Origin of the sequence: Nannocystis sp. RBIL2 (assembly GCF_026626745.1) — a bacterium.
GTDB lineage: Bacteria > Myxococcota_A > Polyangia > Nannocystales > Nannocystaceae > Nannocystis.
Map to the genome: position 1 here is coordinate 1,736,037 of NZ_JAPNJW010000002.1, position 12,889 is coordinate 1,748,925.

The 12,889-nt window shown below is 73.1% G+C and carries 13 protein-coding genes; 7 read left to right on the forward strand and 6 right to left on the reverse strand.

Going from position 1 to position 12,889, the window contains the following annotated elements; translation table 11 throughout:
• The first annotated feature begins 127 nt into the window (after positions 1–127).
• From OV090_RS32000 to OV090_RS32020, 5 genes are all read left to right on the forward strand, one after another.
• Positions 128–784, forward strand: coding sequence for a sigma-70 family RNA polymerase sigma factor (locus tag OV090_RS32000; RefSeq protein WP_267708458.1), 657 nt, complete (start codon positions 128–130; stop codon positions 782–784).
• A complete protein-coding gene (locus OV090_RS32005; RefSeq protein ID WP_267708459.1) occupies positions 771–1,892 on the forward strand; it encodes a hypothetical protein in 1,122 nt (373 codons plus the stop codon). The genes OV090_RS32000 and OV090_RS32005 overlap by 14 nt, the downstream gene beginning before the upstream one ends.
• A 110-nt stretch (positions 1,893–2,002) precedes the next feature.
• Complete coding sequence (locus tag OV090_RS32010; RefSeq protein WP_267708460.1) at positions 2,003–2,800, forward strand: hypothetical protein; 798 nt, start codon at positions 2,003–2,005, stop codon at positions 2,798–2,800.
• Between the two features lie 19 nt (positions 2,801–2,819).
• Entirely contained in the window at positions 2,820–3,971 is a 1,152-nt protein-coding gene (locus OV090_RS32015; RefSeq protein WP_267708461.1) for a hypothetical protein, read from the forward strand.
• 35 nt (positions 3,972–4,006) lie between these two features.
• A complete protein-coding gene (locus OV090_RS32020) occupies positions 4,007–4,447 on the forward strand; it encodes a hypothetical protein (RefSeq protein WP_267708462.1) in 441 nt (146 codons plus the stop codon).
• An 87-nt stretch (positions 4,448–4,534) separates the two neighbouring features.
• Here the strand turns inward: OV090_RS32020 and OV090_RS32025 are convergent, their stop codons facing one another.
• The 6 genes from OV090_RS32025 to OV090_RS32050 form a co-directional block, all read right to left on the reverse strand.
• On the reverse strand, positions 4,535–5,386 hold the full coding sequence (locus OV090_RS32025) for a nuclease A inhibitor family protein (protein WP_267708463.1): 852 nt from the start codon (positions 5,384–5,386) through the stop codon (positions 4,535–4,537).
• Positions 5,387–5,767: 381 nt separating this feature from the next.
• On the reverse strand, positions 5,768–6,754 hold the full coding sequence (locus tag OV090_RS32030; protein ID WP_267708464.1) for an aldo/keto reductase: 987 nt from the start codon (positions 6,752–6,754) through the stop codon (positions 5,768–5,770).
• Positions 6,755–6,846: 92 nt separating this feature from the next.
• On the reverse strand, positions 6,847–7,770 hold the full coding sequence (locus tag OV090_RS32035) for an AraC family transcriptional regulator (protein WP_267708465.1): 924 nt from the start codon (positions 7,768–7,770) through the stop codon (positions 6,847–6,849).
• 384 nt (positions 7,771–8,154) lie between these two features.
• A complete protein-coding gene (locus OV090_RS32040) occupies positions 8,155–8,580 on the reverse strand; it encodes a 23S rRNA (pseudouridine(1915)-N(3))-methyltransferase RlmH (RefSeq protein WP_267708466.1) in 426 nt (141 codons plus the stop codon).
• Positions 8,581–8,590: 10 nt separating this feature from the next.
• Positions 8,591–9,313: a ribosome silencing factor gene (gene rsfS, locus OV090_RS51080; RefSeq protein ID WP_267708467.1), complete on the reverse strand. Its 723-nt coding sequence runs from the start codon at positions 9,311–9,313 to the stop codon at positions 8,591–8,593.
• Positions 9,314–9,617: 304 nt separating this feature from the next.
• The gene (locus OV090_RS32050; protein ID WP_267708468.1) at positions 9,618–10,589 is read right to left on the reverse strand and encodes a hypothetical protein; all 972 of its coding nucleotides are present in this window, start codon (positions 10,587–10,589) and stop codon (positions 9,618–9,620) included.
• 57 nt (positions 10,590–10,646) lie between these two features.
• On the opposite strand from OV090_RS32050, the gene OV090_RS32055 reads away from it, so the two are divergent.
• Together OV090_RS32055 and OV090_RS32060 are read left to right on the forward strand one after the other, a co-directional pair.
• Positions 10,647–11,612: an A24 family peptidase gene (locus OV090_RS32055; RefSeq protein ID WP_267708469.1), complete on the forward strand. Its 966-nt coding sequence runs from the start codon at positions 10,647–10,649 to the stop codon at positions 11,610–11,612.
• The gene (locus OV090_RS32060; protein ID WP_267708470.1) at positions 11,609–12,745 is read left to right on the forward strand and encodes a mechanosensitive ion channel domain-containing protein; all 1,137 of its coding nucleotides are present in this window, start codon (positions 11,609–11,611) and stop codon (positions 12,743–12,745) included. Before OV090_RS32055 ends, OV090_RS32060 begins: the two co-directional genes overlap by 4 nt.
• Positions 12,746–12,889 lie beyond the last annotated feature (144 nt).

The following is a 12,889-nucleotide window of genomic DNA, read 5'->3' on the forward strand; positions in this document are numbered from 1 at the left end:
TCCGAGTCCCCGGACCTGCGAGGTTGTTACAGAGTGTGGGAAAGAAATTTTCACCGCCCCGCGCGAGCGTTTCCGCGCGACGCGCTCGCCTGTAACACCGCGGCGGGATCGGGTACCTGGGGGTCGAGTGGGTTCGCTCCTACAACTTCTACGTCCGGGCTCGACGCCGAGCGCCTCCGAAGCGGAGGACCGCGAGGCCGAGCTCCTGCAACGCGCCCGCGGCGGCGACATCGAAGCCTGGTCGCGCCTCTATCAGGAGCACTTCGACCGCGTGTTCCGCCACCTCGCCTATCTCACCGGCGACACCGCCGCGGCCGAGGACCTGGTCCAGGAGACCTTCGCGCGGGCCTTCGTCGGCCTGGCCCAGTTCGAGGGCCGGGGCTCGTTCGCCGGCTGGCTGCGGGGGATCGCCGTCAACATCGTGCGCAAGCACTGGCGCTCGCGCTACCGTGGCGACCAGGCCATGGATCGTCTCGAGGTCGTCAGCGCCCAGCGCAGCGTCGGCACCGACGCCGACCCCGAGAGCGCGCACCTCCGGCAGCGCCGCGCCGAGGTCCTGATGGCAGTGCTCGAGACCCTGCCGCCGCAGCTGCGCGAGGCGTTCGTGCTGTGCGACCTGCAGGACATGCCGGTGCCCGCGGCCGCGGCCGAGCTCGGCATCTCGCCCGGCAACCTGCGCGTGCGCGCCACCCGGGCCCGCGCACGGATCCGCAGCGAGCTCGTGCGCCTCGGCTGGCTCACCGAAGACTCTCACGACAAGGAGCGCGACCATGGCGACGCATGAGGACGACGGCCTCCCGCCCGAGCTCGCGCCGTTCGCCCGCGACGCCGCCGATCACCTCGATCGGCTGGTCGCCAAGGCCCGGCCCACACCTGACTTTGCGGCCATGTTGGCTCGCGCCCGCGAGCTCGACCCCGCCGCAGTGCCGGCCGACGCGGTCGCGCGCGCCGAGGCCCTGCCGCCCGTGGCCCCGCCCCCGCCCGCCGACGGCGAGGGCGACGCCGAGACGCTGGCGCCGTTCACCCGCGCGCTCAAGGCCGAGCTCGACGGCAAGCTCGCCGAGCGGCGCCTGGCCAGCATCCCGCCGCCGCAGGTGCCCCGGCGCCGCCGCGTGGGCGTGATCCTCGGCGTGGCCGCGGCCCTCGCCGCGGCCGTCCTGCTGGCCGTCGTCGGCCCCGACCTCGTGGCCCGGCAGACCGACGAGCGCGGCACCGCGGCGGCCCTCGACGGCGTCGGCGGCCGCCACGACGAGACGCGCGTCGGCGGCACCACCGAGGCTCACGTCGACGGCGCGGGCGAGCGACGCACGGCTGTCCGCGAGGACATGCCCGAAGCACCAGGTGCCACTATCCCCGAGGACATGCCCGAAGCAGCATCTGCAGGTGACCCCGGAGACATGCCCGAAGGGTCAGCTTCCGCCGCGGCGGAGGAGCCGGCCGAGGCGCGGCCGCGCAAGGCGGTCACGAAGGACGGCCCGCGCCGGCGCAAGCCGATCGACGACGCCGCACCCGCGCCCGCCGGCCTCTCGCTCGAGGACGAGGCGCAGCTGCTGTGGCAGAAGGGCGAGCTCGCGGCCGCCGAGCGCAAGTATCGGGAGATCTTGGCACTCCCCGGCGCGGGCGCCCGTGCCGAGCTGGCCTACGGCGACCTGTTCGCGCTGGCCCGCCAGATCCGCGGCGGCGACGGCCAGGCCACCGTGTGGCGCGAGTACCTGGGGCGCTTCCCCGGCGGTCGCTTCGCCGACGACGCCCGCGCGGGCCTGTGCCGCCGCAGCCCGACCGACGCCCGCGCCGCCTGCTGGCAGGACTACCTCGAGCACCATCCGACCGGCGCCCACCGCAAGCAAGCCGAGGCCGCCCTCGTCGGGGCCGGCGGCGCGGAGGCGCCGTGATGGCGCCTCGCTTGCGAGCGACCGACTCCGGGCGCTCGTCTCTCGCGGCGTGCAAAAACTCGGCCCTCGCGGACCTGGCCGAGGGCACCGCCACGACGGGAGCCCCGCCCATGCACCTCGCTGTGCCCACCGCGGCGACCAGCCGGCGCCTCGCGCGTCGCCTCGGCCTCACCGCGGTCCTGGCGCTGGCGAGCGCCTCCGCGTGCCTCAAGGAGTACACGATCGGCGGCGCGAGCTCGACCGACGACAGCAACGTCGACACCGACGACACCAGCCACGCCAGCGAGGACAGCGACGACTCGCACGAATCCGAGACCTGCTCCGAGGGACAGACCGGCTGCGACGGCGGCACCACGTGTCTCGAAGGACAGGAAGGCTGCGACGGCGACACCAGCTGCGACACCGCCTGCGGCGACCCGACATGCCCCGAAGGACAGGAGCCGTGCGGCAGCAACTGCGTCGTCGCGGGCACCTGCTGCGACGGCACCTGTGACCCGGTGCGGGAGCGCTGCGACGACGGCACGTGCCGCTGCCGCGACGGCCTGGTCCGCTGCGGCAGCGTCTGCGTCGACACCCGCAGCGACCCTAACCACTGCGGCGAGTGCGACAAGGACTGCGGCGACCCGGGCGTGTGCAACGCCAGCAAGTGCCTCGAGGGCTGCGGCGACGGCCGCACCGACTGCGACGGCGCCTGCGTCGTGCTCGGCGACGACCCGCTGCACTGCGACGCCTGCGGCAGCCCCTGCGCCGGCGACCAGGTGTGCCTCGCGGGCGACTGCCACGTTTACACCTACGCCGGCGAGTGCCTCACCTGCCCCTGCCCCTCCGCCTGCACCGGCGACCTCGACGTCTGCTGCGACTCCGCCTACCTCGGCGCGGCGGTGTGCGTCGTCAACGGCTGCGGCTGAAACACGCTAGGCTGGCCCCGTGCTCCTCGCCCCGACATGCGCGCTCGTCGCCCTGCTGGTCGCCCCCGCGGCCGGGACGGCTGGCGGATCGGGCATGTCCCCCGAGACAGGCGATCCCGCCGGCGAGCCGCAGGAGTTCCGGGCCGCGCGCGCCGACATCCGCGGCTTCGACGAGGCCGCAGTGCTGGCGGCCCTGCGCCTGCGCCTGCCACGGCTGCCGATCGAGCGCCACGGCGGCGCGGCCCCGACCGAGACGCCGCACCTGTATCTCCAGCTCACCCGCGCCGCCGACGAGCGCGGGACGATCCGCGTGATCACCTCGGATGGCCGCGCCTACGAGCGCAGCTTCGCCGTCGAGATCGGGCAAGAGGTCCGCGTCGCCGCCAGCACCGCCGCGAACCTGATCTTCGCCGTCGAGCAGGGCGCGGTAGCCCCCGACGCGGAGGACGTGGCGATCCCGCCGCCCGCGGTCGCCACCGCCCCCGAGCCGCCCCCACCTGCGCCCGAGCCCGAGCCCGAGCCGCCGCCCGTCCAGACCCAAGCGACAGGTCCCAAGGAGCATGTCCCTGAGGACATGTCTAAAAAGCCACGCTGGGAGCTCGGCCTCGGCCTGCACGCCGCGACCGTCCTCGGCGTCGGTCCGCCGGCGTACGGCGGGCCTCTGGCCGGCGGCGGCGGCGGCCTGGGCTTCGAGGTGCGGAGCCCCCGGGGCTTCGCCGCGGCGCTCGAGACCCGCGCGATCGGCCAGGCCGAGGCGGGGTCCGGCCTCGGCCGCCTGCGCGTGGCGATCGCGGCCGGCTACGCCCTGCGCCACAAGAGCTTCGAGCTGCCGATCCTCGTCGGTCTGGCGATCGAGCCGTGGTGGATCACGCGCGCCGGCGAGCGCGCGCCGCTGCTGGCCGCCGGCGACGACGACGTCCTGGCCCGCCCGCCGCTGCTGGGCGGCTTCCTCCGGCTGTCGCCCGGCTGGCGAGCCCAGCCGTCGCCGCAGCTCGGCCTGCGCGTCGGCCCGCGGATCGAGCTCGGCGGCAGCTTCGCGATCGACGACCACGACGGCGCCCAGGTGGTCGGCCTGGCCGACACGGTCGGCACCCCGCGCTTCCGCGTCGGCGGCCTGGAGCTGTCGCTCGGCCTGGAGCTCGCCCTGCAGTTCGGGCTGCGGCCCCGCTGACGCCGCGGCGGGGCGGGTGTAAAACCGGCGGTGCCATGCGCCCCCTCGTCTCCGTGGCCCTCGCGGCGGTCCTCCTCGGTTGCGCGCACAAACCCACCGGCGGCCCTGTGTCGCTGCGCAGCGAGTCGGTCAAGGAAGACTCCGCCGACCTCCAGCTCGACCTCACCTACGAACCCAAGGGCCCGCGCCAGGTCGAGCTCGTGCTCAAGATGCGGGTCGCCGGCATCGTCGAGACCAACAAGCTGGTCGCCGAGATCTACATCAAGGGCTTCAACGTCGAGGGCGGTACGACCCGCTGGGACGGCTTCGTCCCGCCCCGCACGCCCCAGACCTTCCGCGTGCTGCTGTCCGTCGCCGAGGGCTTCGAAGAGGCCACCGCCACGGTGATGCTGTCGCGCTCGCAGGACAGCAACCAGCTGCTGCGCGAGGAGCTGACGTTCACGGTCGACGATCAGGGCGTGGTCCACAAGCAGTGAGCCGCGCGACATGACGGTTCGGGCATGTCCTCGGCGACATGTCTCGTTGATATGTAACAAGAGACATGCCCGTGCGGGCTCGCTGGCTCAGGTCTCGACGGTGACGGTCTGGATCCCGACCAGGTCGCCGTCGGCGGTCTCGCCGATCACGAACATGTCGATCGCGCCCGACAGCCAGTTGCCCGACTGCTCGCCGATCCGAAACATCTTGAGGTTCACCAGGTGGGCGTCGAGGGTGTCCTGGATGGCCTGGTACTGCTCGGCGCGCATGATCTCGTAGTCCGTCCACCAGTCCTGCGGCGTCGTCATCTGCAGGAAGATCGCGTCCCACGGCTTCTCCTCGATCGTCTGCTCCTCCAGCGGCGCCTCGCCGTCGTCGACCACGATCAGCGGGCCGACCAACTCCTTGAGGTTGTCGACCGTGACCGGCGCCGCGTCGGGCAGGCCAAACACGATCCACGGGTAGTCCGACTCGCTGGGCCACAACACGCCGTCGACGACCAGCTCGAGCGCGTCGATCGCCGCCTGGGCGTCAGGGCCGAGACCCTCGCCGCCGGTGGTCTCGTCGGTGGTCGAACCGGTGGTCGTGTCCGTCGTGTCGCTGGTGTCGTCGCCGGTCGTCGTCGTCGTGTCGTCGCCCGTCGTCGTCGTCGTGTCGTCGCCCGTCGTCGTGTCGACGGGCGAGGTGGTCCCGTCGGTCGTGGTGCCGTCGCTCGTGGTCGCGTCGGTGGTCGCGTCGCCCGTGGTCGGCTCGCCGGTGCTGCCGGTGGGCGCGTCGCCGGTGGTCGGTTCGCTCGTCGTCGACGTCGTCGCGTCGGTCTCGCCGGTGCTCGTGCCGTCCGTCGTGCCCTCGGTGGTGCCGGGGTCGCTCGGGCTGCAGGCGAGGAGCGCGGCGAAGGACAGCAGGAGGTGCGTGGAAGGGCGAAGGCGTGCAGACATGCGGGTCGTCTAGCGCGTCCTTCGCCGGCCGAAAAGGCCGCGTCGCATTTGCTGCAGACCCGCGCCCCCATGTCGCGCCCGAGGCGATCACGCGCCGGTCGCGTCCGCCCGTCCGCTCGTCATCGTCCGTGCCGACTCGAGCCTCGCGCCCACGCGCCGCGCGCAGACGTCGCGCGAGCGACGGTCGCGTGACGCGGTCGTCACTCGCGGTGGCGCGAGCGCCGCGACGCGGCGTCTGGATCTGCAGGAGCGCCGGCCCGAGGAGCGCCAGAGATGCTTCAGGACATGCCCTGTCGAACATGCTCTTTCGCGCATGGTCCGAAGGACATGTCCTGAGATGACACGCTGAAGCGTTCCCGGCGAGGTCGACCCGCGCGCCGCTCAGCCGTTGACCTGGCGCATGCTCGCCGCCGGGTAGCGCTCGCCGGCCGCGGCCCCGCGCGGGGCCACTGCGTCGATCGCTTGCAGCTCCTCCGCGGTCAGCTCGAGGTCGACCGCGCCGATGTTCTCGGCCAGGCGCGCCTCGCTGCGGGTGCCGGGGATCGGGACGACGTGGGGCGCGCGGGCCAGCAGCCAGGCTAGCGCGAGCTGGGCCGCGGTGACGTCGCGGGCCGCGGCGAGCCGCTCGACCTGGCGGACGAGGTCGAGGTTGCGCTGGAAGTTCTCGCCCTGGAAGCGCGGCGAGTGGCGGCGGAAGTCGTCGGCCGCGAGGTCGTCGATCGATTTGATCTGGCCGGTGAGGAAGCCGCGCCCGAGCGGGCTGTAGGCGACGAAGGTGATCCCGAGCTCGGCGCACAGGCCGAGCAGCTCGTCCTCGGGGTCGCGGCTCCACAGCGAGTACTCGGTCTGCAGCGCGGCGATCGGGTGGACCTTGTAGGCGCGGCGGATCGTCGCCGGCGCGGCCTCGCTGAGACCGAGGTGACGCACCTTGCCCGCCTTGACCAGGTCGGCCATCGCCCCGACGGTGTCCTCGATCGGGACCTCCGGGTCGACGCGGTGCTGGTAGTAGAGGTCGATGACGTCGACGCCGAGGCGCTTGAGGCTGGCGTCGCAGGCCTCCTTGACGTACTCGGGCTTGCCCGAGACGCCGAGGAACTCTCCGTTCGGGCCACGGCGGATGGCGAACTTGGTGGCGAGGACGACGGCGTCGCGACGGCCCTGGATCGCCCGGCCGACCAGCTGCTCGTTGCGACCGGTGCCGTACATGTCGGCGGTGTCGAGGAAGTTGACGCCCTCGTCGAGCGCGCGGTGGATGACCGCGAGCGAGCGCTGCTCGTCGGCGGGGCCGTAGAAGTCGGACATGCCCATGCAGCCGAGGCCGATGGCGGACAGGTCGATGCCGGAGGTACCGAGCTTGCGTGTCTTCATGGCCACATCTGTAAGCGAGGGCCACGCCGGCCGCCACGCCGGCCCCTGCGCTTCTCTTGCCCGATCCTGCGAGGCGCCTCGGAGCGAGCGCCTCAGGCCGTCCGCTGCGCCTCGGCCGGCCGGTCCCCCGCGGCGTGCAGGCGGCGCGCGTACTCGGCCGGCGGGACGCCGAAGTAGCTCTTGAAGTCGCGGGTGAAGTGCGACGCGCTGGCGTAGCCGACCTCGCCTGCGACCTCGCTGGCTCGCGCGCCGCGGAGCAGCAGCGTGCGCGCCTCGTGCAGGCGGACGTGCTTGACGTAGCGCATCGGGCTGACGCGGGCGACCGCGCGGAAGCGGTGGGCGAAGTGCGACGGGCTCATCGCGGCGCGGCGCGCCAGGCCCTCGACGGTCAGGCGGGCGGTCGCGTGGGCGCGGATGAACGCCATCGACTCCTGGATCCGCGTCTCGTCGCCGCGACGCACCGCGCGGCGCAGCACCGCGGCGGCCTCGGAGCGCAGCAGGCGGAACACGATCTCCTCGACGATCAGCGGCGCCAGCACGGCCCGCTCGGCCGGATCGTCCAGCGCCTCGAGCAGGCGGCACAGCGCGCCGAGGATGGTCGGGTCGAGGCGCGAGACGAACGCGGGCACCGGCTCGTCGACCGGACCCACGTCGCTGTCGGCCAGCGCGATCAGGGTGCGCGCGACCACCTCGGGCGGCATGGCGACGCACACCGAGAGATAGGGCCGCTCGGGGCTGGCCTCGAGCACGGTGCTGTCGAACTCGGCCTCGCCGGTCAACACGAGGTAGCGGCCCGGTTCGTAGGTCAGCGCGTGCTCGCCGAAGCTCGCCTCCTTGCGCCCCTGCACCACCGTCACCAGCGACAGCGTCAGCGCCTGCGACTTGCGCTTCGCCACCGGCTGGTCGGCGCGCCAGAACCACACGCCCGGATACGGCGAGTCGATCCGGCCCTCGCCGGTGGCGTGCCGGGCGACGAGGGCGAGCAAGTCGGCGTGTTCGCGCGGTTGCCCGTCCACGAGGCCGAGGATAGCCCAACCGCGAACGCTCCTGACGGGCGCCTCACAGGACGCGCGGGGGCGGCAGGGGCCGGTCCTGGCCCTGAGGCGGACAGCGGGCCACGGATGGCGAAGCACCGGAGGCGGGCCACGGATGGCGAGGCACCGGGTGCTCGTTCGGACCTCTCCGTACTCGGACGTGCAGCGGCCAGCAGCGGAGCCTGGTCCTCACCCGGGAGCCGGGACCCGCCGCCATGGCGCGTATGGGCCCAGGGCTGCGAGGCTCCGAATCGGGAGCCGGACCCGCTCGTCCAGACATGTCCGTTCGGACATGCCCACTCGGACATGCCCACTCGGACATGCCTGTACGGACAGGCCCCCACGAGCATGCCCGTTCGGACAGGCTCACCCGTGATGGTACGGATGCCCGGCGAGCAGGCTGCCGGCGCGGTAGAGCTGCTCGAGCAGGATCAGGCGGACCAGGCGGTGCGGCAGGGTCAGGTGGGACACGGCCAGCAGGCGGTCGGCCTGGGTGCGGTCGGTGACCGTGAAGCCGTCGGCGTCGCCGATGTAGAGCGCGACGTCGCGGGCGTCGCGGCGCCAGCGATCGATCCACTGCGCGAGCTCGCGGGTGGCGATCTGCTCGCCGCGCTCGTCGAGGAGCACGCGGGCGCCCTCGTAGCGGGTCCAGTGGGCGCGGATCGCCGCCAGGTCGCGCACCTCGAGCATCTCGACGGTGACGAACGGCTGCACGCGCCGCAAATAGTCGGCACACAACGCGACGAGCGCGGTGTCCTTGAGCTTGCCGGCGGCGACGACGCTGACCTTCACGGGCGCACGCTCACTTGCGCCGCGACGGCGGCGGCGCCTCGGCCGGGGCCGGGGCCGCTTCGCCGGCGCCGTCCTCGGCCGCGAGGTCCTCGTCGTCCTCGCCGTCCTCGTCGCCGTAGGCGTAGTCGCCCTCCTCGTCGTCGGCGAAGTCGTCGGGCTCGTCGTACTCCGCGACGTCGCCCTCCTCGCCCTCGTCGAGGTCCTCGCTCTCGTCCTCGCCCTCAGGCAGCTCACCCGGCGCGTCCGCGAGCTCCTCCTCGTTCTCGAGCTCGCCCGGGAACGCGCCGAAGCTGCCGCCGCGGAACGGGGGCATGTCGGCCGGCGGGGTCAGGCCCTCGAGCGTCGAGGTGTCCATGACCTCGGCGGGCAGCCCGAGCTCCGCGCGCGGGGCGTCGCGCCACATCGACTCGAGGTCGTAGTGCTTGCGCACCGGGTGGTAGAACACGTGGACCAGGAAGTCGTCGTAATCGAGGAGGTCCCACAGGTGCTCCTCGAGGCCGTCGGTGCCGATCGGCGAGGTCTGCATGTCCTTCAGACCAGCCATGATCGCCTCGGTGATGCCGCCGACGTGGCGGTCCGAGCGGCCCGACACGACCAGGGCCCAGTCGGTGTAACCGGCCACGTCGGTGAGCTGGAGGACGACGGGCGCAGCGGCCTTGGCGTCGACCGCGAGGTCGAGGGCACGCTGGAGGGCGGGCGGTAGAGCCGCGCGCGTAAGGGCAGGCTTCGTCACGCGTGGCCTTTTAGCGCGGGCGAGCGGCGCCGCAAAGGGTCCCGGTTCCAGCCCGGGCGCGTCAGCTCACGCGGAGGCGCCCGTTCGCCCGCGCCGGCCCGCGGGAGGGGGCGCCCGCTCACGCGCCTGCAGGACCCCCTGAGTTCGCTCGCCCACCCGCCTCACGCCTCGCCGTGGTTGACGCCGGAGCTCTCGATCGCCGGGACCCGCCCGACACATCCCTCGTGAGACAGGGCTGCGATCGCCGGCCGCCTCGCCGCCTCACCGCGCCGAGGCAGGGCCGCGATCCGCTCCTCGCGTCGCGTCAGGTGCCCGCGAGGCCGTCGAGCAGGCGGCGCCGCTCGCTCTCGTAGCGGACCCGCTCGGGCAGCGGCAGCACGTGCTCGGGCGCCTGGATCTGGAGCTCGGGGGTCCGCGCAGCAGTGCCGGTGAGGTGGGTCTCGCCGACCAGCGCTCGCCCTTGCTCGTCGCGGACGCCGTAGCCGATCCGGACCTCCGCGGTCTGCCACAGGCCCGTGGCGCGCTCCAGGGTCAGCGTGCCCTCGATGGCCGTGATCTCGGCCTTCTCGCGCCACTCCCGTCCCGGCGCCGCGCCCTGCGGCACCGGCACGCGCGCCCCGGCCTCGGCCAGCGACAGCGTCACGCGCACCGTGTCGCCCTCCTCCGCCGCGGCCACGGCCAGCGCCGGCGCGGCCAGCTCGACCACGTCGTGGACGCTGCGCTGGGCCTCGTCGAGCCAGCGCTGATGGAGGTCGGCGTCGAGCGGGCGCACGTGCCAGCCGCGGTGCAGCAGCCGGGTGTAGGCCTTCTCGTCGAGGACCATGACCTCGCGGCCGCGGTGCTGATCGGTATGTTGGGACAGGTAGAAACGGACAGGTTCTTCGGGACCGGCGCCCCACTGCAGCTCGAGCTCGTCGACCACTTTCTGCGTCGAGAGCACCGGCGTGTCGACCGCCGGCCGCACCGCTTCGACCGGCGCGAGGCTGAACTCGGCGGTGTACTTGAGGGTGTGGCGGCCGAGCAGCGCGCGGGCGACGAGGTGGCCCTGGCCGAGCACCGCCAGCAGCGTCGCGGGGCTGGGGGACGCGAGCAGGGCGTCGACGCCGGCGCGGGCCAGCTCGTCCTGGCTCTGGCGCGCGGCCCCTGGGCGCGGCGGCAGGCTGGCGGCCTCGGCGACCGGCAGGTTGGCGTCGTCGTCGCCGCCGCAGGCGGGTCCACCCGCGAGCACGAGCGCGAGGGCGAGGCCGCGGACCGGCCGGATCGAGGGCGCTGGCACGCGCGGAGGATAACAGGAACAAGCGCGCGCCGGATCGCGTAGGATCTCGGCGACCCGATGCTCGAGCCGCTGCTGATGCTCCAGGGCCCCGAAGCCCTCGAATTGGTCGAGACCAATCCGGTCCTGGTGAAGGCCCTGATGGCCCCCTGGGCCCCGTGGATGGCCTTCTTCTTCGGCACGTTGTGGGGCAGCTTCGCCAACGTGGCGATCTGGCGCCTGCCGCGCGGGCTGTCGGTCGTCCGTCCGGGCTCGGCGTGCCCCGCGTGCGAGACCCCGATCGCCTGGTACGACAACATCCCGGTCCTCTCGTACCTGCTCCTGCGCGGCCGCTGCCGCCGCTGCGGCGAGCCGTTCGCCCTGCGCTACCTCGTCGTCGAGCTGCTCGGCGGCGTGCTGAGCTTCACGCTCTACCTGCAGTTCGTGCTGCGGCCGATGGTCCAGGGCGGGCCGCCCGGCCTGCTCGAGTGGTTGCTGTGGTTCTGCTTCGGCCTCGGCCTCCTCATCGCCACGTACACCGACCTCGACCTTTGGCTGATCCCCGACGAGGTGGTGCTGCCGATCGCCGGCCTCGGTCTGGTCGTCGCCGCGGTCAGCCCGGCCACTCTCGGCGTCGGCGTGATCGAGGCGGCGCTCGCGGCCGCCTGCGGCTACTTGCTGATCGCGGGGCTGCGCTGGGTCTACTTGCGCTACCGCGGCATCGAGGCGCTCGGCATGGGCGACGGCAAGCTGCTGTGCATGATCGGCGCCTTCGCCGGCGCGCGCGGCCTGATGTGGACCCTCGCCGCCGGCGCGATCCAGGGCCTGCTCGTCGCGGTGCCGATGCTCCTCCTCGGCCGCCGCGTCGCCAACACCGCGCTCGAAGAGGTGCACGGCGAGGACCCCGAACTCGGTGAGGAAGATCCGGACGCCGGCGTGATGGGAGCGCGCGTCCCGTTCGGGCCCTTCCTGGCGCTCGCGGCCTTCGAGTATATGTTCCTCCGCGAGCACATCGAGGCCCTGTGGGCCGCGCTCGTTTCGCCGTGATCGAAGTCTTGTCAGCCCCGATGGACGACGCCGTCTTTCCGTTGCCGCAGCTGCAATGGTTGGCGCTCGAGATCTTGCCCAAGGCCGCGCGTGGCTACGCCGACGTCGCGGCCGAGCTGGTGTTCGCGCTGCTGCTCGGGCTCCTGCTGCGGTTCGTGCTGTTCCCGCTGATGGTCCGCGCCAGCGCCCGCAACGACTGGGTGATCGACGACATCATCGCCGCGCGCCTGCGCGACCGGGCCCTGATCTGGGCCGTGCTCGCGGGCGTGGTCGCGGCGGTGCCGGACCTGCCGTGGAAGGCGCGCTCGATCGCCGTCGCCGACAAAATCGCCTCGGCGGCGCTGGCGCTGTCGGTGACCCTGACGCTGATGCGGATCGTGTCGGAGATCGTCGGCCGCAATCAATCGCCGGCCGGCGGCGGCACCACCCTCATCAAGTACATCATCAACGGGCTGCTGCTGCTGCTCGGCGTCGGCGCGATCCTCGGCCTGTTCGGGGTGTCGGTGTTCCCGGCCCTGACCGCCCTCGGCGTCGGCGGCCTCGCGGTCGCGCTGGCCTTCCAGGACACGCTGGCCAACGTGTTCGCCGGCGTCAACCTCAGCGCGTCGCGGCAGATCCGCGTGGGTGACTTCGTCAGCGTCGACACCAAGCTCGAGGGCTTCGTCACCGACATCGGCTGGCGCACCACCACCCTGCGCACGCTCGACGACCTCCTGATCTACATCCCCAACAAGCGCCTCGGCGAGGCGATCATGACGAACTTCAGCCGGCCCGATCCGACCATGTGGATCGAGGTCCCGATCCGCGTCGGGTTCGACGTCGACCCCGAGGCGCTCGAGGCGATCCTGATCGACGAGGTCCGCCGCGCCCGCGAGGCCCTGCCGGGGCTCCGCGAGACGCCGCCCGCCATTCGCATGCGGGTCGGCGAGTGGGCGCTCGAGGTCCGCGTGTTCGTGCAGATCCAGAACTTCGTCGACCGCAATCCCCTGACCACCGCGATGCTGAAGCGCCTGCTGCTCCGCCTGCGTCGCGAGGGCCTGGTGATCCCGCTGCCGCAGCGGGTGATCCACGTACCCTCCGCGAGCGCCGACACCTCCGCGAAGTCCTCGGGGTCCCCGACGTCGCTCCCGTGATCGGCGGCGCAGTCTTTACGCCCGCTAGCGAGGACAGCCGTCCGCGACGCGATCCAATTCGCACCCGTCGGCAGCGCGCCCTGCTCATCGGCGACGGCGCCGGCGCTGCGATCCGCTGCACGGCGGCTGCGGACCTGATCTGCA